Origin of the sequence: Janthinobacterium sp. SUN176 (assembly GCF_030587335.1) — a bacterium.
In the GTDB taxonomy this organism is placed as follows: domain Bacteria; phylum Pseudomonadota; class Gammaproteobacteria; order Burkholderiales; family Burkholderiaceae_D; genus Janthinobacterium; species Janthinobacterium kumbetense.
The window spans coordinates 270,414-293,797 of record NZ_JAPWIA010000004.1; the positions used below are offsets into that span (position 1 = coordinate 270,414).

24 protein-coding genes and 1 tRNA gene are annotated in these 23,384 nt (G+C 62.6%); 13 read left to right on the forward strand and 12 right to left on the reverse strand.

All coding sequences use genetic code 11. The annotated features are described in order from the left end of the window. Positions 1 to 47 precede the first annotated feature (47 nt). Positions 48 to 353, reverse strand: a complete 306-nt coding sequence (locus O3299_RS24060) for a PsiF family protein (RefSeq protein ID WP_046682222.1) — start codon at positions 351 to 353, stop codon at positions 48 to 50. 266 nt (positions 354 to 619) lie between these two features. Here O3299_RS24060 and O3299_RS24065 point away from each other — a divergent pair, with 266 nt between their 5' ends. Further along, positions 620 to 1,159 (forward strand): DUF2058 domain-containing protein, encoded by a 540-nt coding sequence (locus tag O3299_RS24065; RefSeq protein WP_077399286.1) that lies wholly within the window; start codon positions 620 to 622, stop codon positions 1,157 to 1,159. A 132-nt stretch (positions 1,160 to 1,291) separates the two neighbouring features. On the opposite strand, the gene O3299_RS24070 is transcribed toward O3299_RS24065, so the two are convergent. Then, positions 1,292 to 1,367, reverse strand: a tRNA-Phe gene (locus O3299_RS24070). A gap of 186 nt (positions 1,368 to 1,553) precedes the next feature. Here O3299_RS24070 and dkgB point away from each other — a divergent pair. From dkgB to O3299_RS24115, 9 genes are all read left to right on the forward strand, one after another. Continuing rightward, positions 1,554 to 2,378, forward strand: a complete 825-nt coding sequence (gene dkgB, locus O3299_RS24075; protein WP_305063356.1) for a 2,5-didehydrogluconate reductase DkgB — start codon at positions 1,554 to 1,556, stop codon at positions 2,376 to 2,378. Between the two features lie 10 nt (positions 2,379 to 2,388). Beyond that, positions 2,389 to 3,309 (forward strand): LLM class oxidoreductase, encoded by a 921-nt coding sequence (locus O3299_RS24080; protein ID WP_370385308.1) that lies wholly within the window; start codon positions 2,389 to 2,391, stop codon positions 3,307 to 3,309. A 66-nt stretch (positions 3,310 to 3,375) separates the two neighbouring features. Beyond that, positions 3,376 to 4,620, forward strand: coding sequence for an FAD-dependent monooxygenase (locus O3299_RS24085; protein ID WP_305063358.1), 1,245 nt, complete (start codon positions 3,376 to 3,378; stop codon positions 4,618 to 4,620). A 159-nt stretch (positions 4,621 to 4,779) separates the two neighbouring features. Beyond that, positions 4,780 to 5,496 (forward strand): DsbC family protein, encoded by a 717-nt coding sequence (locus O3299_RS24090; protein WP_034785648.1) that lies wholly within the window; start codon positions 4,780 to 4,782, stop codon positions 5,494 to 5,496. A gap of 132 nt (positions 5,497 to 5,628) precedes the next feature. Then, positions 5,629 to 6,087 (forward strand): (2Fe-2S)-binding protein, encoded by a 459-nt coding sequence (locus O3299_RS24095; protein ID WP_099665572.1) that lies wholly within the window; start codon positions 5,629 to 5,631, stop codon positions 6,085 to 6,087. A 10-nt stretch (positions 6,088 to 6,097) separates the two neighbouring features. Further along, positions 6,098 to 8,362 (forward strand): xanthine dehydrogenase family protein molybdopterin-binding subunit, encoded by a 2,265-nt coding sequence (locus O3299_RS24100; protein WP_305063359.1) that lies wholly within the window; start codon positions 6,098 to 6,100, stop codon positions 8,360 to 8,362. 13 nt (positions 8,363 to 8,375) lie between these two features. Then, positions 8,376 to 8,984, forward strand: coding sequence for a nucleotidyltransferase family protein (locus O3299_RS24105; RefSeq protein ID WP_305053956.1), 609 nt, complete (start codon positions 8,376 to 8,378; stop codon positions 8,982 to 8,984). Positions 8,985 to 9,011: 27 nt separating this feature from the next. Beyond that, positions 9,012 to 10,922 (forward strand): M61 family metallopeptidase, encoded by a 1,911-nt coding sequence (locus O3299_RS24110; protein WP_305053957.1) that lies wholly within the window; start codon positions 9,012 to 9,014, stop codon positions 10,920 to 10,922. 214 nt (positions 10,923 to 11,136) lie between these two features. After that, positions 11,137 to 12,306, forward strand: coding sequence for a GGDEF domain-containing protein (locus tag O3299_RS24115; protein WP_305053958.1), 1,170 nt, complete (start codon positions 11,137 to 11,139; stop codon positions 12,304 to 12,306). Here the strand turns inward: O3299_RS24115 and O3299_RS24120 are convergent. The 7 genes from O3299_RS24120 to rpe form a co-directional block, all read right to left on the reverse strand. Then, positions 12,257 to 12,721 carry a hypothetical protein gene (locus O3299_RS24120; protein WP_305063360.1) on the reverse strand — a complete coding sequence of 155 codons (465 nt, stop codon included), beginning with the start codon at positions 12,719 to 12,721 and terminating at the stop codon, positions 12,257 to 12,259. The genes O3299_RS24115 and O3299_RS24120 overlap by 50 nt on opposite strands. 19 nt (positions 12,722 to 12,740) lie before the next feature. Beyond that, complete coding sequence (gene trpC, locus O3299_RS24125; protein ID WP_099665567.1) at positions 12,741 to 13,541, reverse strand: indole-3-glycerol phosphate synthase TrpC; 801 nt, start codon at positions 13,539 to 13,541, stop codon at positions 12,741 to 12,743. A 33-nt stretch (positions 13,542 to 13,574) separates the two neighbouring features. Beyond that, positions 13,575 to 14,618, reverse strand: coding sequence for an anthranilate phosphoribosyltransferase (trpD, locus tag O3299_RS24130; RefSeq protein WP_289899385.1), 1,044 nt, complete (start codon positions 14,616 to 14,618; stop codon positions 13,575 to 13,577). 65 nt (positions 14,619 to 14,683) lie between these two features. Further along, positions 14,684 to 15,247 (reverse strand): aminodeoxychorismate/anthranilate synthase component II, encoded by a 564-nt coding sequence (locus tag O3299_RS24135; protein WP_077399324.1) that lies wholly within the window; start codon positions 15,245 to 15,247, stop codon positions 14,684 to 14,686. Position 15,248: 1 nt separating this feature from the next. Then, the gene (gene trpE, locus O3299_RS24140; RefSeq protein ID WP_099665564.1) at positions 15,249 to 16,745 is read right to left on the reverse strand and encodes an anthranilate synthase component I; all 1,497 of its coding nucleotides are present in this window, start codon (positions 16,743 to 16,745) and stop codon (positions 15,249 to 15,251) included. Between the two features lie 269 nt (positions 16,746 to 17,014). Further along, positions 17,015 to 17,719 carry a phosphoglycolate phosphatase gene (locus O3299_RS24145; RefSeq protein WP_305063361.1) on the reverse strand — a complete coding sequence of 235 codons (705 nt, stop codon included), beginning with the start codon at positions 17,717 to 17,719 and terminating at the stop codon, positions 17,015 to 17,017. Beyond that, the gene (gene rpe, locus O3299_RS24150) at positions 17,719 to 18,393 is read right to left on the reverse strand and encodes a ribulose-phosphate 3-epimerase (RefSeq protein WP_077399332.1); all 675 of its coding nucleotides are present in this window, start codon (positions 18,391 to 18,393) and stop codon (positions 17,719 to 17,721) included. The genes O3299_RS24145 and rpe overlap by 1 nt, the downstream gene beginning before the upstream one ends. Before the next feature lie 164 nt (positions 18,394 to 18,557). On the opposite strand from rpe, the gene apaG reads away from it, so the two are divergent. Then, the gene (apaG, locus tag O3299_RS24155) at positions 18,558 to 18,932 is read left to right on the forward strand and encodes a Co2+/Mg2+ efflux protein ApaG (RefSeq protein ID WP_034785627.1); all 375 of its coding nucleotides are present in this window, start codon (positions 18,558 to 18,560) and stop codon (positions 18,930 to 18,932) included. 27 nt (positions 18,933 to 18,959) lie between these two features. Here apaG and O3299_RS24160 read toward each other — a convergent pair whose 3' ends face one another. Further along, the gene (locus tag O3299_RS24160; protein ID WP_305063362.1) at positions 18,960 to 19,106 is read right to left on the reverse strand and encodes a hypothetical protein; all 147 of its coding nucleotides are present in this window, start codon (positions 19,104 to 19,106) and stop codon (positions 18,960 to 18,962) included. Positions 19,107 to 19,200: 94 nt separating this feature from the next. On the opposite strand from O3299_RS24160, the gene O3299_RS24165 reads away from it, so the two are divergent. Continuing rightward, a complete protein-coding gene (locus tag O3299_RS24165) occupies positions 19,201 to 20,385 on the forward strand; it encodes a murein transglycosylase A (protein WP_370385309.1) in 1,185 nt (394 codons plus the stop codon). Positions 20,386 to 20,425: 40 nt separating this feature from the next. Here the strand turns inward: O3299_RS24165 and O3299_RS24170 are convergent, their stop codons facing one another. Beyond that, complete coding sequence (locus tag O3299_RS24170) at positions 20,426 to 20,863, reverse strand: universal stress protein (RefSeq protein ID WP_099665562.1); 438 nt, start codon at positions 20,861 to 20,863, stop codon at positions 20,426 to 20,428. 137 nt (positions 20,864 to 21,000) lie between these two features. Next, on the reverse strand, positions 21,001 to 22,320 hold the full coding sequence (locus tag O3299_RS24175) for an MFS transporter (protein WP_305053966.1): 1,320 nt from the start codon (positions 22,318 to 22,320) through the stop codon (positions 21,001 to 21,003). 63 nt (positions 22,321 to 22,383) lie between these two features. Here O3299_RS24175 and O3299_RS24180 point away from each other — a divergent pair, with 63 nt between their 5' ends. Beyond that, the gene (locus O3299_RS24180) at positions 22,384 to 23,160 is read left to right on the forward strand and encodes an enoyl-CoA hydratase (protein WP_305063363.1); all 777 of its coding nucleotides are present in this window, start codon (positions 22,384 to 22,386) and stop codon (positions 23,158 to 23,160) included. Positions 23,161 to 23,384 lie beyond the last annotated feature (224 nt).

Below are 23,384 nucleotides of genomic sequence, written 5' to 3' on the forward strand. Positions count from 1 at the left end.
AAACGCCAGCATCGACGCTGGCGTTGTGGGGCAAACAGGCGAGGCGCTTATTTCTTCGGCGCGCTCAGGCATTCTTTCATGAAGGCTTTGCGGGCATCGCCCTTCATGTCCTTGGCGTCGACATTGCACGCTTTCATCTTGTTTTGCTGCGTCATGGCCGGCGCGGGCTTGGCGCTCAGGCATTCCTTCATGAAGGTCTTGCGTTCATCGCCTTTCTTGCCGGCGGCGTCCGCATTGCAGGTCGTCATCTTCGATTGTTGGGCCGTCTTGGCGACAGGCGCCGCTTCCGGTGCGGCGGCAAAGGCGGTGCTGGCAAACGCGGCGGCGATGCAGAGGGCGATTAATTGTTTCATGGCAAATCCTTGTAGACGCAGTCGGTGGAAGGGGGCGATGCAATCGGCAGAGAATGCCGATATGCAAAACGTAACTAACTATATGACATTTATCAACAAAATTTCCACTCGAGTGTGTCTTTTTGTTACTGGCAGGTAGAACGCGCCCGCCGGCTGGCCCGGGCAGCCATCTTGCGGCGGCAGCGCCCCTGTTTTTTGCTATGCTAGCGTCTTTCCACCGGCCGATGCCGCTGCCTTGGCCGGCGCACCCTCAATACGGAGTAGTTATGGTCTCGTTGCAAGAGCAGTTTTTAAAGGCCGGCCTGGTCGACAAGAAGAAGGTCAAGCTGGCCAACCAGGACAAGAGCAAGCAGAAAAAGGACGAGCGCAAGAGCGGCACGCAAAGCGTCGACGAAGTGCGCCTGGCCGCGCTCGAGACCCAGCGCAAGAATGCCGAGCGGGCGCGCGAACTGAACGCCCAGCGCGACGCGGCCGCCAACCAGAAGGCCATCGTGGCGCAGATCGCGCAAATGGTGCAAAAGAACCGCCAGAGCAAGGGCAACAACGGCGACGTGCCGTACAACTTTACATTTAATAACAAGATCGAGCGCATCTACGTGACGGCCGCCGTGCAAGCACACCTGGTGGCGGGTCGCCTGGTCATCATCTGCCTGAACGGCGCCGTGGAACTGGTGCCGCGCATCATCGCCGACAAGATCGCCGAACGCGACCCCGCCATCGTCGTGCGCGTGAAACAGGCCAGCACGGAAGTGGACGAGGACGATCCGTATGCGGCGTTCCAGATTCCTGATGATTTGATGTGGTAAGAGGGATGTTTGCCCGGCGCTGACGGCGCCGGGGGAGTGGTTGCGGGCCGGAAACGGCCTGCGTGTTGTCTAGACAGTCCACAAACAAAAACGCCACCCGAAGGTGGCGTTTTTGAACGTGAAACGTATTCTTGGTGGCCCGGGGCGGAATCGAACCACCGACACAAGGATTTTCAATCCTCTGCTCTACCGACTGAGCTACCAGGCCAAGGTGGCGAATTATAGCAGACCAAAACGGGAATGCAAGAGCCGGCTGCGACTTTTCCCCGATTTCCTGCATGGGCATGGTTTTACTTGCTTGTGGGTCAAATATGATTTGATATCAGCGGTATTTTTCTCAACAAAGGATGGGCGCATAGTGTGGCCATCGACATTGACTTGAGAGGATTACCGCATGAACGCCGCCACAAATCGCACCGCCATCCCTGAAATCGGCCTGGGAACCTTCCGCCTGCAGGGCCAGGTCGTCATCGATTCCGTCACCACGGGCCTCGACGTCGGCTACCGCCATATCGACACGGCGCAAATCTACGGCAATGAAGCCGAAGTGGGCCAGGCGATCGCCGCCAGCCCCGTCCCGCGCGACGAGCTGTTCGTCACCACCAAGATATGGATCGAGAACCTGCAGCGCGACAAACTCATTCCCAGTCTGAAGGACAGCCTGCACAAGCTGCAGCTGGAGCAACTGGACCTGACCCTGATCCACTGGCCGTCGCCGCAGGACGCCATTCCCGTCGCCGAGTACATGGCGGCGCTGGCGGACGCCAAGGCGCAGGGGCTGACGAAAGCCATCGGCGTATCGAATTTCACGAATGCGCAGCTGCAGCAAGCCATCGCTGCGGTGGGCGCGTCTGAAATCGCCACGCAGCAGGTCGAAATCCACCCCTTCCTGCAAAACCGCACCGTCATCGACTTTGCGCGTAGCCAGGGCATCCACATCACGGCCTATATGCCGCTCGCGTACGGCAAGGTGGTCGTCGATCCCGTCATCATGGCCATCGCGGTAAAACATGGCGTGACGCCGGCGCAAGTGGCCCTGAGCTGGTCGCTGCAGCAGGGCTTTTCCGTGATCCCGTCGTCCACCAAACGGGCCAACCTGGAAGCGAACCTGCATTTCCAGCGCATCACCCTGTCGCCGGACGAGATGGCGCAGATGGCGACCTTGGAGCGTGGCGAACGCCTAGCCAACCCGGACGGCTTGGCGCCGCAGTGGGATTGATATGGGCGCCATGACGAAGCTCGGGCAGGGCGGTTTCAGCATCGGGCTGGAACTGCCGCTCGATAATGACTGGTCGTCCACGGGGCGCCAGGCGAATGCGGCGTCCGGCCGCGTGCCGGGCGAACCGGACCTGCAACAGCATGCGGCGCTGGCCAAGCTGGCCGACCGCCTCGGTTTCAGGGCCCTGTGGCTGCGCGACGTGCCTTTGTATGACCCGTCGTTCGGCGACGCGGCCCAGGTCTTCGAGGTGTTTACCTATCTTGGCTACCTGGCCGGCATCACGGAGAACATCTTGCTGGGCACGGCCGCCGTGGTGCTGCCCCTGCGCGAGCCCGTCTTGACCCTGAAGGCGGCGGCCAGCGTCGACCAGTTGAGCGGCGGACGTTTGCTGCTGGGCGTAGCCAGCGGCGACCGTCCTGTCGAATATCCCGTCTTCGGCCGCGACTTCGAGCAGCGCGGCGCGGCGTTCCGCGAACAGGTGGCCATGCTGCGCGACTGGGGCGAGAGGCGCCTGCCGCCCGGCATCCGTTTGCTGCCCAAGCCGTCCGCGCCCTTGCCGCTGCTGGTGGCGGGGCTGGCGCAGCAGTCGCCCGCCTGGATAGGCGAGCAAATGGATGGCTGGCTCGCCTATCCGGGTACGCCGGACGACCATGCGCGGCGCTCGGCGCAATGGCGCGCCGTCGCCGGGGAAGATAAACCCTACGTCAGCTTCATCCACCTGGACCTGGACGAAGCCCCGAATTTGCCGCTGCAGCGCTTCCGTTTTGGTGCCCGCACGGGGCGCGATGGCCTGATCGCCGAGTTGACGGCCATGCGCGACGCCGGCGTGCGGCACATCGGCTTGCAGCTGCGGCAGAACCGCCGCCCGCTGGCCGAGACGATGCAGGAGATCGCGGACCACGTGCTGCCCGTCTTTCATGGCATCGCTTGATCTGGGACACGCGTCCTGTACTTCCGGACTATCTGAAAAGGGTGGGGCAAACGCTATAATGGCCGCATGAACAGTCCCACTCCCCCTACCATGCGGCGCTTCATGCATAGCCACAGCGACGTTTGCATCGTCGGCAATGGCGCCATCGCGAAAACCACGGCGCTGGCGTTTGCCCAGGCAGGACAAAGCGTCACCCTGTTATCCCCGGTGAGTCCGCCCGCGCCCACATCCCTTTCGGCCGCCAAGCCGGTCGAAGCCAGCTGGGATGTGCGCGTGTATGCGCTCAATCACACGGCGCACCAGTTGCTGTCGTCGCTGAAGGTATGGGGCGCCCTGGAGGCTGACAGGGTGGCGCCCGTCGACGCCATGCTGGTCAATGGCGACGGCGCGCAGGCGGGCGGGCTTGGTTTTGACGCCTATGGCGCCCATGTGGGCACCCTGGCGTGGATCGTCGAAGACCGCAACCTGGGCCAGGCGCTGGACGCCGCCCTGAAATTCGCGCCGAACGTCAACGTGGTGCAGGGCCGCGCCAGCCGCCTGGAATGGACGAACGACTCGGCCATCGTGCATCTCGATGGCGGCGACACCATCACTTGCGCATTGGTAGTGGGCGCGGATGGCGCCCAGTCGTGGGTGCGGGGCCAGTGCGACATCGGCCTCGATTACCGCTCCTATGGCCAGCGCGGCGTGGTCAGCAACTTCGCCTGCGAAAAGCCGCACCATGGCGCGGCCCACCAGTGGTTCACGGGCAGCGAAGGCATCGTCGCGCTGCTGCCGCTGCCGGGCGACCGCGTCTCGCTGGTCTGGTCGGCGCCCGATGCGCTGGCCGACACCTTGATGGCCGAATCGGCCGATGCCCTGGCGGCGCGCCTGGCCGCCTACTGTCATGACAAACTGGGCAAGCTGACGCCGCTGCAGCCGGAACTGGTGCGCGCGTTTCCCCTGACCCTGATGCGCCCGCACGCCATGGTGGCGCCGCGCGTGGCCCTGGTGGGCGACGCCGCCCACGTGGTGCACCCGATGGCCGGCCACGGCATGAACCTGGGTTTTGCCGACGTGGCGCAGCTGGTCAAGACGATCGCTGAACGCGAAGCGCACCGCGGCATCGGCGACGAGCGCGTGCTGGCCCGCTATGCGCGCGCGCGCAAGGAAGACGTGTTGTTGATGCAGCTGGCCACCGATGGCCTGGCGCGATTATTTGGCGCCGACCTGGAGCCGTTGCGCGTGGTTCGCAATTTGGGATTAAACTTGCTGGATAAATTACCGGCCCTGAAGCGGAAAATGATCGCGCACGCATTGGGACATCAGTAAATATCAGCGAATCTTAAGATATCGCCGGATAATGGCAGGTGTGAAAATTCAAGGTCGCCGCAGCTGGTCTGCGGCGATCGTTTTGTCAAAGAGATAACGATGCCGGGCCAGAGGCGAGTCCCGCCAGGCGTTTCAAGTGGAGAAGTGATAGTGATAAAAATGAGCAGAATCGCATTGGTACTGGCCTCGGGCCTGATGATGTCGTGCGCCGGCGCGGAAACGCCAACGGAAGCGAACATCAAAAAGCTGATCGAGCCGCGCCTGGGCGAAGGCGCCAAGGTCGATTCGGTCAAGGAAACGCCGTACGGCGGCCTGTACGAAGTGCGCACGGGCGGCGACATCCTGTACACGGACAAGGCCGCGCAATACCTGTTCGTCGGCCACGTCTTCGACGCCAAGACGTCGCAAGACCTGACCAAGGTGCGCCTGGACGAAGTCAACCGCATCAAATTCTCCGACTTGCCGCTCGATTCCGCCATGAAGACCGTCAAGGGCAATGGCAAGCGCGTGATCGCCGTGTTCGAAGATCCGAACTGCGGCTATTGCAAGCGCTTCCGCCAGAACGCGCTGAAGGAAATCGACAACGTCACCGTCTACACCTTCATGTACAACATCCTGTCGCCGGACTCCATCGTCAAGTCGCGCAATGTCTGGTGCGCGCCGGACCGCAACAAGGCATGGGATGACTGGATGTTGAACGGCAAGGCGCCAGCCACGGTGGCCGCCACCTGCGCCAATCCGCATGAAAAAATCCTGGCCCTGGGCCAGCAATTGCGCGTGTCGGGCACGCCTGCCATCTTCTTTGCCGACGGCAGCCGCATTCCGGGCGCAGTCGATGCGAAAACGCTGGAACAGAAATTCTCGACCATTAAGTAATCCGGGCTGTCGCCAGGAAGGCTGGACGGCGCGCCCTCGCAAGGCGCGCTTTTTTTTGCACTTTTTTCCGCTGTCGTATCATCAAGTGTTGTTTGTAGACGCCATAACAATTCCAAAAAGGAGAAGCAGCAGATGATTACCCTGAATATCAACGGACGCGACACGCAGGTCGATGCCGATCCTTCCACGCCCATCCTGTGGGCGCTGCGCGATAACCTGAACATGACGGGCACCAAGTTCGGCTGCGGCATGGCGCTGTGCGGCGCCTGCACGGTGCACCTCGACGGCCAGGCCATCCGCTCGTGCATCACGCCGATTTCCTCCGTCGGCGCGCAAAAGATCACCACCATCGAAGCGATGGAGAACGACCAGGTGGGCAAGGCCGTGCAGGCGGCGTGGGTGCGGCACGACGTGCCGCAATGCGGCTACTGTCAAAGCGGCCAGGTGATGAGCGCGACGGCGCTGCTGCGCACCAACAAGGCGCCCAGCGATGCCGACATCGATGGCGCCATGAGCGGCAATATCTGCCGCTGCGGCACCTATCAACGGATCCGCGCTGCCATCAAGGACGCGGCCAAGACTCTGGCCTGAGGAGAGCGACATGCGTATCGAATGGTTGAATCAGGAAGCATTGCAGCATGGCGGGGTGACCCTGGGCGCGGCGCTGGCATCGGCGCCTGTTACCGTGGCGGATGGCGTGTCGCGGCGCGGTTTCATGAAGGCGGGCGCAGTGGCCGGCGGCGGCTTGATGCTGGGCTTTTTCCTGCCGGGCGCAGGCAAGCTGGCGCAGGCGGCCGATGCCGCACCCGCCAAGCCCGTGTACGCGCCAAACGCTTTCCTGCACATCGCCCCCGATAACACGGTGACGGTGCAGGTGAACCGGCTGGAATTTGGCCAGGGCGTGCAAACGAGCTTGCCCATGCTGATCGCCGAGGAACTCGACGCCGACTGGAGCCTGGTGCACGGCGCGCTGGCGCCTGCCGGCGAGCAGTACAAGGATGCCGCCTACGGCATGCAGATGACGGGCGGTTCGGGCAGCATCGCCCATTCGTTTACGCAGTACCGCGAAATCGGCGCCAAGGCGCGCGCCATGCTGGTGGGCGCCGCCGCCGCACAATGGAAAGTCAGCCCTGACCAGGTGCGCGCCGCCAAGGGCGTGCTGTATGGCCCCGGCGGACAAAAGGCCACGTATGGCGAATTTGCCGACGCTGCCATGCGCCAGCCAGTCCCCGTCACTGTCAAGCTGAAGGACCCGCGCGACTTTGCCATCATCGGCAAGCCAGTGAAACGCCTGGACGCGGCCGCCAAATCCACGGGCAAGCAGCAGTTCGGCATCGACTTCAAGCCTCCTGGTGCGAAAGTGGCCATGGTGGCGCGCCCGCCCGTGTTTGGCGCGAAAGTGGCGAAATTCGACGCCAGCAAGGCGAAAGCCATCAAGGGCGTGCTGGACGTGCTGGAAGTCAAAACCGACCGTGGCGGCAGCGGCGTGGCCGTCATCGCCGAAGGCTACTGGCCGGCCAAACAGGGGCGCGACGCGCTGGTGATCGAATGGGACACGAGCGCCGTGGAAAAGGTCAGCAGCGACAAGCAGCTGGCCGCCTTCAAGGCGCTGGCGAAAACGCCGGGCACCGTCGCCAGACCTGCCGACATGGCCAAGCTGGCCTCGGCGCCGAAAAAGATCGAAGCCGTGTATGAATTCCCCTACCTGGCGCATGCGCCGATGGAGCCGCTCAATTGCGTCGTTGACCTGCAGGCAGACAAATGCACGATGTGGGTCGGTTCGCAATTCCAGACGGGCGACCAGGCGGCCATCGCGGCGACCTCGGGCCTGAAACCGGAGCAGGTCACCCTGCACACGATGATGGCCGGCGGCGGCTTTGGCCGGCGCGCCGTGCCCTCGTCCGACTACGTGGTCGAAGCCGTCAACGTCGCCAAGGCATACAGGGCGGCGGGCAAGGGCGGCCCGTTAAAGCTGATGTGGAGCCGCGAGGATGACATCAAGGGCGGCTACTACCGGCCGTCGCACGTGCACCGCGCGCAGATCGGCCTCGACGCCAAAGGGAAAATCCTCGCCTGGGACCATACCATCGTGGGCCAGTCCATCATGGCCGGCACGCCGTTCGAAGCCTTCATGGTGAAAAATGGCGTCGACGGCACCATGGTCGAAGGCATGGGCGAGCCGTACACCCTGCCGATGAAACTGTCCGTGCACACGGCCAAGGCGAACGTGCCCGTGCTGTGGTGGCGCTCCGTCGGCTCGACGCACACGGCCTTCGTCATGGAAACCCTGATCGACGAGGCGGCGCACGTGGCGAAGATGGACCCCGTCGCCTACCGCAAGCAGCTGATCGACGCCAAGCATACGCGCCACATCGCCGCCCTGGACCTGGCCGTGGCCAAGTCCGGCTACGGCAAGAAGAAGCTGCCGAAGGGGCAAGCCTGGGGCGTGGCCATGCATGAATCGTTCAATTCCGTGGTTGCCTACGTGGTGACGGCGTCGGTGGTGCAAGGCGCGCCCAAGCTGCACCAGGTGTGGGCGGGCGTGCATTGCAACCTGGCCGTCAATCCGCTGACGATCGAGGCGCAAGTGCAGGGCGCCGCGCTGATGGCGCTGGGCATGACGATTCCCGGCGCGGCCATCACGCTCAAGGATGGCGTGGTGGAGCAGCAGAACTTCGGCGACTACCCCGTGCCGCGCATGCCCGACATGCCGGTGATCGAGGTGCACCTGGTGCCGTCGGGCGATGCGCCGACGGGCATGGGCGAGCCGGGCGTGCCGCCGCTGGCGCCCGCCTTCGCCAACGCGCTGTTCGCCCTGACGGGCAAGCGCCTGCGCAAGCTGCCATTCGATTTGGCGGCCGCATGACGGTAGCGGATTTTTGAGCACGGTCGGCATCTTGCTGGCAGCCGGAAGGGGACGCAGGTTTGACCCTTCCGGCGTGCAGAACAAATTATTGCAGCCATTGGCGGAAGGACCGCACGCGGGTCTGCCGGTGGTGGTGGCGGCAGCGAGGAATATGCTGGCTGCCTTGCCGCGCGTGCTGGCCGTGGTGCGCCCCGACGATGCCGAGGTCGCGCGCCAGCTCGGTGCGCTGGGCTGCGAGGTGCGCGTCTGCCATGATGCCGACACGGGCATGGCCGCCTCGCTCACCTGCGCCATCGGTCACGTGCGCGGCGCGCCGGGCTGGCTGATCGCGCTGGGCGACATGCCGAGTGTGGAAGCGGCTACAATCGCCGCCTTGTCGCACGCCATCGGCGATGGCGCGCGCATCGCCGTGCCCGTGTTCCGGGGACGGCGCGGCAATCCTGTCGCGTTCAGCGCCTTTCACTTGCCGCTGCTGCTGGCACTCGATGGCGACCAGGGCGCGCGCAGCATCGTCAACAGCCATGCCGTGTGCGAAGTAGCAGTGGACGACAGCGGCATCTTGCGCGATATTGATACACCTGACGATTTGTCGCCGGCGCCTGGCGCGCCCGGGCGATTGTAGAACATCCATGCCAGACACGAGGAAAACATGAAGAAAGCACCGATTCAAAAAATCACCGCCAAGGCGGGAGCCAAGGCAAGCGGCAAAGCCACAAGCAAAGCCGCGGCAAAAACCGCAGTGAAAGCCACACCGGCCGCCGGCATCATCTACAGCATTGCCGCCGCTGACCTGGCCGGTCACATGTTCAAGGTGACGTTGACCGTCAAGTCGCCGGCCGCCATCGGTCAGGTATTTGCCTTGCCGGCCTGGATTCCGGGCAGCTACATGATCCGCGAATTTTCGCGCAATATCGTCAGCATCCGCGCCGAGTCCGATGGCAAGGCCGTGGCGCTGACCAAGCTGGACAAGCATTCGTGGCAAGCCGCCCCGTGCAAGGGCCCGTTGACCGTCGAATATGACGTGTATGCCTGGGATTTGTCCGTGCGCGCCGCCCACCTGGACCAGAATCACGGCTTCTTCAACGGCACCAGCGTGTTCCTGCGCGTGCTGGGCCAGGAGGCCGAGCCGCATGAAGTGCATATCGTGCAGCCGAAGGATGCGGCCTGCAAGACGTGGAAAGTGGCCACCACCCTGCCGGAACTGAAAGCGAAACGCTATGGATTCGGCAGCTACCAGGCGGCCAACTACGACGAGCTGATCGACCACCCGGTGGAGATGGGCGACTTCGCGCTGGCCACCTTCACCGCGCATGGCGTGCCGCACGATATCGTCGTCACGGGCAAGGTGCCGAACCTGGACCTGGACCGCCTGTGCCGCGACCTGAAAGCCATCTGCGAAACGCAGATCGCCTTCTTCGAGCCAAAGACAAAGAAAGCGCCGATGGACCGCTATGTGTTCATGACCATGGCCGTCGGCGACGGATACGGCGGCCTGGAACACCGCGCCTCGACGGCGCTGATCTGCGCGCGCGCCGACCTGCCGACGACGGCTTCAAACAGCACGGAAATCGGCGATGGCTACCTGAAATTCCTGGGCTTGTGCAGCCACGAGTACTTCCACACCTGGAACGTCAAGCGCATCAAGCCGGCCGCCTTCGCGCCGTACAACCTGCAGGCGGAAAGCTATTCGCCGCTGCTGTGGCTATTCGAGGGCTTCACCAGCTATTACGACGACCTGATGCTGGTGCGCGCTGGCCTGATCGATGAAGCGACCTATTTCAAATTGCTGGGGAAAACCGTCAACAGCGTGCTGCGCGGCAGCGGCCGCACGAAGCAAAGCGTGGCCGATTCCAGCTTCGACGCCTGGGGCAAGTACTACCGCCAGGATGAAAACGCGCCGAACGCCATCGTCAGCTACTACACCAAGGGTTCGCTGATCGCGCTGGCCTTCGATCTGACACTGCGCACGAAGACGAATGGTGAAAAGTCGCTGGACGACGTGATGCAGGCCTTGTGGCAGCGTTATGGCCGCGATTTCTACAAGGGCAAGGGAGAAGGCAAAGGCCGCGGCGTGACGCCGGCCGAAGTCGAAGCCCTGTTCGATGAAATTGCGGGCACGCGGATGAAGCCCTTCTTCGAGCGCTACATCCGCGGCACGGACGACGTGCCGCTGGCGCGCCTGCTGGCGCCGTTCGGCGTGAAATACAGCGACGCGCGCAAGGCGGAAAAGGCCAGCCTGGACGTCAACCTGGGCCGCGACGGCAACGATGCCAAGCTGGCGCAGGTGCACCAGGGCGGCGCGGCGCACGTGGCCGGTTTGTCGGCGGGCGACGTACTGGTGGCCATCGATGGCTTGCGCGTGACGGGTAACCCTGCCAACCTGGACACCTTGCTGGGCCGCTACGCCGTCGGCGCCAAGGTGGCCATCCACGCCTTCCGCCGCGACGAGCTGATGACGTTTGCAGCCGTCTTGCAAGGCGACCGCGTGCCCGGCGTCAGCCTGGCGCTGCTGCCGGCGCCGAAGAAAGCCACGGGGCCGAAGCGTCCTAGCGCGGCATGATGCTCATGCAGTAAGACAGAAAACCGGCCGTCACTGGCCGGTTTTTATTTCAAGCAGCAATTTCCCAAATGCAACTTATCCGGTGAAACTGGCGGCTTGCCATCATATTTACTGCAAATGAACTAATTTTTCTTTAACTAAACTAAAATTGCCGAACCGCTTCTTTTAGATCGCGCCCAACGTGCAAACCCTCGATCCTCGAACGATTATGCTGATGACCACGCTGATGTGCGGGGCGATGAGCATCGTCATGTTCTCGGTGTATCGCAGTTTCCGGCGCGAGGTGCATGGCCTGGGGCATTGGGCGGCCGGCTTGCTGTTGCTGGTGTGCGCGTCCCTGCTGTTCGGCACCCGCGAAGTGCTGCCGCCGGCATTGTCCATGATCGCGGCCAATGCGGCGCTGGTGGCCGGCATCGGCCTGTCGATGCTGGGCACGGAAAAATTCTTTGGCCTGGCGCCCAGCCGCCGCGCCTATCTGCTGATACTTGCCCTGGCCATCGCCGGCAATAGCTGGTGGTTGCTGGCGCACCCCGATTTCTCGGCGCGCGTGGCGGTCTTTTCCCTGCTGGTCTTCCTGTTTTATGCGCGCCAGGTGCAACTGGTGTGGCGCCACGGCGAGCGCCATTTCTCGAGTTTTTTCTTTGCCGCGCTGATGCTGATGCAAGCCGTCGTGGTGCTGGCGCGCGGCGTGTCTGCCTTGCTGCATGGCGGCGCCAGCGTGAACCTGACGGTGGCCGGCACGCCGGCCGGCATCTATCTGGCGGTCGCCAATTTCATGGCGCTGCTGCTGACGGTGGGCTTCATGACGATGGCGACGCGCCGCCTGCAGCAGATACTGGAGCGCCGCTCGACCCATGATCCGCTGACCCAGGTGCTGAACCGGCGCGGCTTTGGCGACGCCTATGCGCGCGAGATAGACAATCTGCGCCGCCGCCGCTTGCCGTTGACATTGCTCAGCATCGACCTCGATTACTTCAAATTGATCAATGACCGCCACGGTCACGCGGTGGGTGACCGGGTGCTGGCGCATGTGGCCACCGTTATCAAGGGCGCCTTGCGCGAATCGGATTGCGTGGCGCGTTTCGGCGGCGAGGAGTTCGTCGTGCTGATGCCGGACATGCCGGCGCATAATGCGTTGGGCGTGGCCGAACGCATCCGTGCCTTGCTGCGCGAGCCCAGTCATACAGGGCTGCCGCCGTGTACGGTCAGCATCGGCGTCGCTTGCCAGGCGTCGGTGGTGGAAGGGCTGGAACAGCTGTTGTCGCGCGCTGATGCGGCCCTGTACCTGGCCAAGGAACGGGGACGCGACCGTATCGAACTCGATACCGCCGCGTTTACTGTGGACCGGACAAGGTCCGCAGCTGGAATTGGTACTGGTCGTTGAACAGGAAGGTTTCGGAGAAATCGAAGGTCCGGGCGTGGCGGTGCATCAGGTGTGCCGCTGGCGGAAAGAGGGTGGGCACGCGCCGCACGGCGGCCAGCGCCGCGGCCGATGCTTCGCTGTCGCGCGAACGGTGCACGTGCACGCTTTTCAGTTCGCCGTCCGGGCCCACGCTCAGGTCGAGCACGACGATGGCAGGGAGCATGGGCGGCAGGCGCCCGCTGAACGTGTAGGCACTGTTGGCGGCCATGATCTGCTGCGCCACCAGCGATTTGTAGGCGTCGGTGCTGTCCGCGAGCTGTATCGCGGCCGGCGTGCGAGGGGACGTGGGCGTGGACGTGCTCACCGCCGGCGGGGCCGCGGTCTGGCAGGCCGACAGCAGGCTGGCGGCGGCAAGGACGATAATTCCGTGTCTCATGCTACCAGCCTACCATGGTTTAGCTGAACAGGCGTTCCAGCTCCACGCCGGGGTCGGGCGCGCGCATGAACGCTTCGCCCACGAGGAAGCTGTGGATGTGCGCATCGCGCATGCGTTGCACGTCGGCCGTGCCGTGGATGCCCGATTCCGTGATGATCAATTTGTCTTGCGGGATGCGCGGTAACAGCTTGATGGTCGTGTCGAGCGACGTTTCGAAGGTGCGCAGGTTGCGGTTGTTGATGCCGATCAATGCGCTCTTGAGTTTCAGGGCCGCCGTCAGTTCGTCGCCATCGTGGCTTTCGATCAGCACGCCCATGCCCAGTTCGTGGGCGCACGCTTCCATTTCGGCCATCAGGCCATGGTCGAGCGCCGCGACGATCAGGAGGATGCAGTCGGCGCCCATGGCGCGCGCTTCATAGATCTGGTACATGTCGACCATGAAATCCTTGCGCAGCACGGGGATGGCGCAGGCGGCGCGCGCCTGCTGCAGGTACTCCACGGATCCCTGGAAGAACTGCTCGTCCGTCAGCACGGACAGGCAGGCTGCGCCATGCGCGGCATAGCTGGCGGCGATATCAGACGGGTGGAAGTCGGCGCGAATGACCCCTTTCGATGGCGACGCCTTTTTCACTTCGGCGATGATGCCGGGCTTGCCGGCGGCGATGTGTTGGCGCAGGCTCGCTTCGAAGCCGCGCAGGCCGGCGCGCAGGGCGCTGTCGCTTTCCACGTCGCCGCGCAGGCTGGCCAGACTGCGGCGGGCCTTGGCCTTTGCCACTTCATCGGCTTTCACGGCCAGGATTTTATCGAGTATGTCGGACATGATGGTCGCTATTCTATAAAGGAGGGCGGCAGCTTACGCTTGCGCCGGGGTGCCCAGCTGTTGCGTGACCTGCACGAATTGAGCGAGTTTCGCCAGGGCCGCGCCCGAACTGACAGCGGTGCGCGCGCGCGCCAGGCCGTCTTCGATCGAACTGGCCACGCCGGCCGCGTACAGCGCCGTGCCCGCGTTCAGGGCCACGATGTCGGCGGCGGCACCGGGCTCGCCGCGCAGCGCTTCCATCATCTTGGCTTTCGATTCCACGGAATCGGCCACCTTCAGGTTGCGGCTGGCGATCATCGACATGCCGAAGTCTTCGGGATGGATTTCATATTCACGGATTTCGCCGTTGACCAGTTCACCGACCATGGTGGCCGCGCCCAGCGACACTTCATCCATGTTGTCGCGGCCATACACGACGATGGCGTGCTGCGCGCCCAGGCGCTGCAGCACGCGCACCTGGATGCCGACCAGGTCGGCGTGGAACACGCCCATCAAAATGTTCGGCGCGCCGGCGGGATTGGTCAAGGGGCCCAGGATATTGAAAATGGTGCGCACGCCCAGTTCCTTGCGCACGGGCGCCGCATGTTTCATGGCCGCGTGGTGGTTGGGCGCATACATGAAGCCGATGCCCGTTTGCGCGATCGACTGGGCGATCTGCTCGGGCTGCAGGTTGATGTTGACGCCCAGCGAGTCCAGCACGTCGGCGCTGCCGGACGAGGAAGAGACGCTGCGCCCGCCATGCTTGGCCACGCGCGCGCCGGCTGCCGCCGCCACGAACATCGAGGCGGTGGAAATATTGAACGTGTGCGCGCCGTCACCGCCCGTGCCGACGATGTCGAGCAGGTTGGTGGTGTCGGCCATGGGCACCTTGGTGGAAAATTCGCGCATCACTTGCGCGGCCGCGGCGATTTCGCCGATGGTTTCCTTTTTCACGCGCAAGCCCATGGTGAGGGCGGCGATCATGGTGGGCGACATTTCGCCGGACATGATCTGGCGGAACAGGTACAGCATTTCGTCGTGAAAGATTTCGCGGTGTTCGATGCAGCGCAGCAGGGCTTCTTGTGGTGTGATCGGCATGATGCTTCCTTCTTCAATGATGGCGCAGGAGGACACTGATGGCACGCCGTGGCGTGCGCGGAAAATCAGCGCTCGAGAAAGTTCTTCAGCAGGGCGTGGCCGTGCTCCGAGAGGATCGATTCGGGGTGGAACTGCACGCCCTCGATATCGTATTCCCGGTGGCGCACGCCCATGATTTCGCCGTCGTCCGTCCACGCCGTCACTTCCAGGCAGGAAGGCAGCGAGGCGCGTTCGATCGCCAAAGAGTGGTAGCGGATCACTGTGAAGGGGCTGGGCAAGTCTTTGAAAACGCCCACGCCCGTATGCGCGATAAAGGAAGTCTTGCCATGCATGACTTGCTTGGCGCGGATGACGTTGCCGCCAAACGCTTCGCCGATGGCCTGGTGGCCCAGGCACACGCCCAGTATCGGTTTCTTGCCGGCGAAGTGCTTGAGCACTTCCACGGAAATGCCCGCCTGTGCCGGCGCTTTCGGACCGGGCGAGATGCAGATGCGGTCCGGGTTCAGCGCCTCGATCTGTGCGATCGTGATTTCATCGTTGCGGTAGACCCGCACGTCTTCGCCCAACTCGCCGAAATACTGCACGATGTTGTAGGTGAAGGAGTCGTAGTTGTCGATCATCAGCAGCATCTTAAAACCCTCCATCCAGGCCATCTTGCACTTGTTCGGCGGCGCGCAGTACGGCGCGCGCCTTGTTTTCCGTTTCCTGCCATTCCATTTCGGGGATGGAGTCGGCCACGATGCCGGCCGCGGCCTGCACGTACAGCATGCCGTCCTTGACCACGCCCGTGCGGATGGCGATCGCCACATCCATTTCGCCGCCAAACGACAGGTAGCCGCAGGCGCCGCCGTAGATGCCGCGCTTGGTGATTTCCAGTTCGTCGATCACTTCCATGGCGCGCACTTTCGGCGCGCCCGTCAGGGTGCCGGCGGGGAAGGTCGCGCGCAGCACGTCCAGGTTCGACAGGCCATCCTTCAGCTTGCCTTCCACGTTCGAGACGATGTGCTGCACGTGCGAGTATTTTTCGATGACCATGCGGTCGGTGACTTGCACGCTGCCCGTCTCGGCGATGCGGCCGATGTCGTTGCGCGCCAGGTCGATCAGCATCACGTGCTCGGCGATCTCTTTCGGGTCGGCCAGCAGTTCGGCCGACAATTCGGCGTCGCGCTCTGGCGTGGCGCCGCGCGGACGGGTGCCGGCGATCGGGCGCAAGGTGACTTTCTTGCCGCCGTCCGCCGTCTTTTCGTTGCGCACCAGAATTTCCGGCGAGGCGCCGATGATCTGCATGTCACCGAAATTATAGAAGTACATATACGGCGACGGGTTGAGCGAACGCAAGGCGCGGTACAGTGTCAGCGGCGAATCGACGTAAGGTTTGCGGATGCGCTGGCCGATCTGCACCTGCATCAGGTCACCCGCCATCACGTATTCATGTGCCTTGGCGACGGCCTTCAGGTAATCTTCCTTGGAAAAGTCGCGGATGGTTTCCGTGCGCACGGAAGCGCTGGTGACGGGCGCATCGACACCGCGGCGCAGCATCATGCGCAAGTCCTTCAGGCGCTGCTGTGCTTTCGAAAACGATTCGGGCTGCGTCGTGTCGGCGTAGACGATCAGGTAGAGCTTGCCGGACAGGTTGTCGATGACGGCCAGTTCTTCCGTCACCATCAGCTGGATGTCGGGCAGCTTCAAGTCATCTTTCGGCGCGCCGCCGGCGAGTTTTTTCTCGATGTGGCGCACGGTGTCGTAGCCGAAGTAGCCGGCCAGGCCGCCGCAGAAGCGCGGCATGCCGGGGCGCAGGGCCACCTTGAAGCGCGATTGGAATTGTTCGATGAAGTCGAGCGGATTGCCTTCGTGTTCTTCGATCACGCTGCCGTTCTTGACGATTTCGGTGCGTTTGCCATAGCTGCGCAACACGCTCGTGGCGGGCAAGCCGATGAAGGAATAGCGGCCGAAGCGTTCGCCGCCGACGACGGATTCGAGCAGGAAGGTGTTCTTGCCGCCTTGTTGGGACTGTGCCAGTTTCAGGTACAGGGTGAGCGGGGTTTCCAGGTCGGCGAACGCTTCCGCGATCAGGGGGATGCGGTTGTAGCCTTGCTGGGCCAGCGATTTGAATTCGAGTTCGGTCATGTTTCTCTCCATGCCGTCAGGGTATGAGTGTGCATAGTGCACAAACCCTGCGGTGGGTTATCAAAAAACTTGCCGGGACACGCAACGTGCGCAACATGCGCAAACGACGTGTGTACAACCGGCAGCAATCGTAACGGCTCGGCCCTTAAGCCTGCCAGGATTGCCAGCGTCGCCAAAGCCAGGCCTCAATCGAGCCGGTTTGGGTGACATTGTGTTTTTTGATGAGAAACGTGTTCACGATATGGTGTTGGGTTTGGTCAGTATGCCGGTTAGTTTTGCATGCCAATAAAACGGGCTGCTTCGAGCAGTGTCTTTACTATACCATCGGAATCGGTATCGTGTATAGAGTGTCCGTGATTGTAGCCATACGGTACCGTCAGTACGGGGCAAGCCGCAGCCCTGGCCGCTTGCGCGTCATTCGAGGAGTCGCCGATGGCCACCACTTTGGATGGCGGCAGGTCGAAGTCCGCGCACACTTGCAGCAGCGGCATGGGGTGCGGTTTTTTCTGCGGCAGCGAATCGCCGCCATAGACGATCTCGAAATACTGGTCCAGGTTTTTCAGTTTCAGCAGGGGCAGGGCGAAGGCGATCGGCTTGTTGGTGACGCAGGCCAGGCGCAGGCCCGCCGCCTTCATCGCCGACAATCCCGCTTCGACCTCCGGATACAGGGTGCTGAACTGGCCGTTGATGGCCAGGTAGTGACGCTGGTAGCCCTCCATCGCCTGCTCGAAACGCTGTTCCACGCCGGCGTCATCGAAGTCGAGCGCCAGCACGGTGCGGATCAAGTTTTCCGAACCCTTGCCCACCATCAACTTGATGGCGTCGGCGCTGATGGGTGCCAGGTCCAGTTCGGCGCGCATGCCATTGATGGCGACATGAAAATCGGGCACGGTGTCGAGCATCGTGCCATCGAGGTCGATAATGGCGGCGCGCACGCCAGCCAGTACGTGGTCTTTCACCCTGCCCGCTTGCATCAGTTGCCCACCGTTTTGGCCAGCTCGGCGCGCATGGCGTCGATGACTGCCTTGTAGTCCGGCTTGCCGAAGATGGCCGAGCCGGCGACAAAGGTGTCGGCGCCGGCGGCGGCAGCGGCGGCGATGTTGTCGATCTTGATGCCGCCATCGACTTCCAGCATGATGTCACGGCCCGATTCGTCGATCATGCGGCGCGCTTCGGCGATTTTCTTCAGCGCTTGCGGAATGAAGGACTGGCCGCCGAAGCCCGGGTTGACGGACATGATCAGGATGATGTCGATCTTGTCCATCACGTGTTCCAGGTAGTGCAGCGGCGTGCCCGGGTTGAAAACCAGGCCCGATTTGCAGCCATTGTCGCGGATCAACTGCAAGGAACGGTCGACGTGATCCGACGCTTCCGGGTGAAAGGTGATGATGTTCGCGCCAGCCTTGGCGAAATCCGGGATAATGCGATCGACAGGCTTGACCATCAGATGCACATCGATGGGTACTTGCACGTGCGGGCGAATCGCTTCGCACACCAGCGGGCCGATGGTCAGGTTCGGCACGTAATGGTTATCCATCACGTCGAAGTGGATGATGTCGGCGCCGGCGGTAACGACGTTGCGCACTTCCTCGCCCAGGCGGGCAAAGTCGGCGGACAGGATGCTGGGAGCGATACGGAATGTTGTCATGGTGAAGTAGCCAAAGGATAGAAAATGCGATTTGCGCTATTTTACGCCTGACGCCGTTACCATGCCTCATGAAGTACGGTGAAACACAGAATACGCATCGCGCGATGGCCAATGCGTCGCGCGCGACACACAATATGACTGGCAATGTCTGAAGAGGAATGACGATGGCGACTTATGAATTTACGGTAACGGTCAAAACGCAATATCTGCCCGATCAATCGGCACCGGACCAGGGGCGGCACGTGTTCAGCTACACGATCCGCGTCGTCAACACGGGCACGGCTGGCGCGCAACTGATTTCGCGCCACTGGGTCATCACGGATGCTAACAACAAGGTGGAAGAGGTGCGCGGCCTGGGCGCCGTCGGCCACCAGCCTCTGTTGCAGCCGGGCGAGCAGTTCGAATACACGAGCGGCACCATGCTGGGCACGCCGCAGGGCTCGATGCACGGCGAATACTTCTGCGTGGCCGAAGACGGCCATCAGTTCGAAGCGCCGATTCCCGAGTTCGTGCTGTCGGTGCCGCGTACCCTGCATTAAGGAAACGCCGGGGGGGGGGCTTGCCCCTTATTTCAGTTTTTCGGTGGCGTTCTGTTCTTCACTGAGCTGCTTGCGTGCCGGCGGTGCGGGCTTTTTGCCCGAATACATGGTCCACCAGACTATAAATGCCAGCAAGAAGAACGCCACCAGCGCCTCTATCATCAAGATCCACATACGCATCCCTATGTTATTTACCCGCAGCCCATTTACCAGCCGTCTGTTTACACGCGGTAGTCTACCCGTTTCAATCGGCGCCGTCGCGCTTGTCTTGTCCGCCTGCACCACGCCGCCCGTCGCGCCGCCCGCTGCTTCCAGCGGCAAGGCGCCCGCCATTGCGCCGACCGTCGTCAAGCCTGTGCCTGCCAAGCCGGCCGATGCCAAGGATGCCACGGACGTGGCGGCGCCCACGTTCGTGCCCGCCAAGTTTGCTGCCTTGCCAGGCTGGGCCCGTGACGACATGCGTGCCGCCTGGCCCGCCTTCATGGCATCGTGCGGCGTGCTGGTGAAACGGCCGGACTGGAAGGAATCGTGCACGATTGCGCGCCAGGTCAATGCCGACAGCGACAAGGCCATCCGCCTGTTTTTCGAGACCTTCTTTGTGCCAAATCAAGTCGTCACCGCCGATGGCGCCAATACTGGACTGGTGACCGGTTATTACGAGCCATTGCTGCACGGCGCGCGCAAGCGTGGCGGCCCATACCAGACACCGCTGTACAAGGTGCCTGACGATCTGGTCTCGGTGGACTTGTCCGGCGTGTATCCGGAACTGAAAAACATGCGCTTGCGGGGCAAGCTGGTCGGCAAGAAGGTGATACCGTACGCAACCCGCGCCGACATCGAGCGCGCCACGTCCGTCACGGGCAAGGAATTGCTGTGGGTGGATGACGAAGTCGAGGCGTTCTTCCTGCAAGTGCAGGGTTCCGGGCGCGTGCAGCTGACCGATACGCAGGAAACCGTGCGCGTGGCGTATGCGGATCAAAACGGCCATCCGTACAAATCGATCGGCCGCTACCTGGTCGACAAGGGCGAGCTGACCATGAGCCAGGCGTCCGCGCAAGGCATCAAGGCGTGGATCGCCGGCCATCCCACGCGCAAGGATGAATTGTTCAACGCCAACCCGAGCTATGTCTTCTTCAAGGAAGAGCGCTTGCCCGATCCGAAAGTGGGGCCGAAGGGCGCGCTGGGCGTGCCGCTGACGCCGCAGCGCTCGGTGGCCATCGATTCGCGCTTCCTGCCGCTGGGCGCGCCCGTATTCTTGTCCACCACGCAAGCCAATAGCGAGATCCCCATGCAGCGCCTGGTGATGGCGCAGGATACGGGCGGCGCCATTCGCGGGCCGATCCGTGTCGATTATTTCTTTGGCTTTGGCGCGGAAGCGGCCGAGAATGCGGGCCGCATGAAACAGAGCGGCGCCGTGTGGGTGTTGTTGCCGAAGCAGGCGCCGGCGCGCTGAGTTTCTCGCGGCGCCGGGCGGGGATTGCGCTAGCGCAAGGTTAGCGCAGGACCATGACGGGTAAATGGGTGTGGGCCAGCACTTTTTGCGTTTCGCTGCCCACGAACAACTTGTTCAAGCCCTTGCGGCCATGCGAGGCCATCAGGATGATGTCGCAATGGTAGGTTTGCGCCGCATTGACGATTTCATCGTGCGGGCTCGGCGACACGGCCACCACGCCTTCGAAAGACACGCCGGCAGCGCTTGCCGCTGCGCCGATCTTGTCGATGGCGCGTTGCGACGCTTCCTGCATCTGCTGTTCATACAGGCTGGCGTCGAGCACGATGCCGCCGTCGGCCATCGGCGAGAACGGGAAGGGCTGCACCACGCTGATGGCGACCAGCTTGGCTTTGTTCAGTTGGGCGAAGGCGAGGGCGGTCTCGGCGGCTTTGTCGGACAACGGCGAGCCGTCGGTGGGAAATAAGATGGTGTTAAACATAGCGTGCTCCTCAAGTGATGTAAGACAGCTTATGGATTTACATCAATTAAAACCTTGATATAAATCAAACCTCACAGGCTTTGGCGTGAATAGTGTCGCCAAGGCAATCTTTTAGCAGTGTATGCCCGTTCATCGCTTCAGGTGCGCACGCTACGCAGCGGCGTGCCCCACACCATGGCCACCGTCAACAGGATGCTGCCGGCCGCGATGCAAGCGAGACCATTGCGCACGCCAAAGTGTTCCGCGATCCAGCCGGCGGCCAGCGCGCCCAGCGGCGCCGTCGCCACCGTCAGGAAGCGCATGGTCGACGTCATGCGGCCCAGCATGGGATCGGGCGTCACCTTCTGGCGCAGGCCCAGGTAGGGAATAAAGAACAGCATCACGCCGCAATCGAAAAAGAACATCAATATGGCATACGCCACGGCGCTGGCGGCCGCGCTGCCGAACAGTGCTGCCGGAATCGTTGGCGTCAGGGCAAAGCACACGGAGGTGGATGCCAGGCCGATCAGGATGGTGCGGCCGGCGCCGTAGCGCTTCGTCAATGGCTTGACGATGAAGGCGCTGAGCAAGACGCCGGCGCCGCCCAGCATCTGCGTCATGCCCAGCACGCCAGGGTTCATGCCCAGGTCGCGCGTGGCGAACAGCACCGTCAAGGCCATGCTGGCGTAAAACAGGAAGTGCCAGATGCCGGCGCCCCAGGCCAGCGCGCGCAGCAGCGGTTCGCGCCACACGAACAGCAAGCCGTCGGCGATGTCGCGCAAGGCGTGCTTGTCGGATGGCGCCGGCCGTGGATCGCGCACGCTCATGGCGCGCAAATTGAAGACGGAAATCAGATAACCGCACGCCGTGCACAGGATGGCGACGGGCGCGGACAAGACCTGCACCAGCACGCCGGCCAGGCCGGGACCGATCAGGCGCGACGCCGATTCGGTGGCGGCAAATTTCGACTGCGCATCGATCAAGCCATCGCGGCCCACGAGGAAAGTCAGAAACACCTGCTCGGCACCGCCGCCCACGACGAAGCCCGTGCCGATGATGAACCCTACTATATATAACCACGGCATCGACAGCACGCCGCACCAGTAAGCCACTGCCACGCTGGCCAGGGCCAGGCCGGACATGCTTTCGCTGAACAGCATGATCGGGTGCTTGCTGCGCCGGTCCAGCAGCACGCCGACGGGCAAGCCGAACAGGGCGAACGGCAGCGCCTGCAAGGCAACCAGCACGCCCATCTGTTCCGGCGTCGCATGCAATAACAGTACCGCACACAGGGGCAGGGCCAGCGAGGTGATCTGGGCGCCGAAGCAATTGAGGCCGTTGCTGAACCACAGGCGGCGGAAATTGACGCTGGCGGCGCTGCCGTCGCCGCGCAGGTAATGGGTGCAGTACTGGAAGAGGGAGGAGAAAATATCTTGCTCGATATGAAAATGATCAGGCTCACAATAATAGCAGCGCACCTGCCGCGCCGCTGCCGTTAGCCGCTACAATCGTTGTCACCGTGTTCATCCAGAGGAGACTATATGCAATACGAAGACTTGATCATCGATATCCAGGACAAAGTGGCGGTCATCCGCCTGAATCGCCCGAAGGCCTTGAATGCCTTGAACGACAACATGATGAATGAGCTGGGCGACGCCTTGCTGAAGTTCGACGCGGATGACAATATCGGCTGCATCGTGCTCACTGGCAACGAAAAAGCGTTTGCCGCCGGCGCCGATATCGCCGCCATGGCCGATTACACCTACCCGGACACCTTTACCCAGGGCTACATCAGCCGCAACTGGGAACATATCTTGCGCGTGCGCAAACCTGTGGTGGGTGCGGTGGCCGGCTATGCGCTCGGTGGCGGTTGCGAACTGGCCATGATGTGCGATTTCCTGATCGCCGCCGACAGCGCCAAATTTGGCCAGCCGGAAATCAAGGTCGGCGTCACGCCGGGCGCGGGCGGCACGCAGCGTTTGCCGCGCGCCATCGGCAAGGCCAAGGCCATGGATCTGCTGTTGACGGCGCGCACCATCGATGCCGCCGAGGCGGAACGCATCGGCCTGGTATCGCGCGTCGTGCCGGCCGATAAATTGCTGGAAGAAACGCTGGCCGCCGCAAAGACCATTGCCGCCATGCCGACCTCGGTTGCCATGATGATCAAGGATTGCGTCAACCGGGCGTTTGAAACGACGTTGACCGATGGTATCGCCTACGAGCGCCGCTTGTTCCAGGCCGCCTTCGGTACGCCTGCACAAAAAGAAGGCATGCACGCTTTCTTGGAAAAGCGCTTGCCAAACTTCGACGGTCTTTGATATGATTCGCCTCCCCGATAAGACGCACTGGTTTGCGGCACAAAAGGGACAGCCTTCCGAGGCTGGGTAGTAAAAAAGAAGGTTGACGAAATGGCCGAAACGCTTCATACTCTTCCTTCTTCGCAGCTGACAAACACAACGCTTTGTCGATAGCGCGAAAGCAGTAACCGAATACAGTTCTTTAACAATTAACAGTCGATAAGTGTGGGCATTTGATGTAAGTG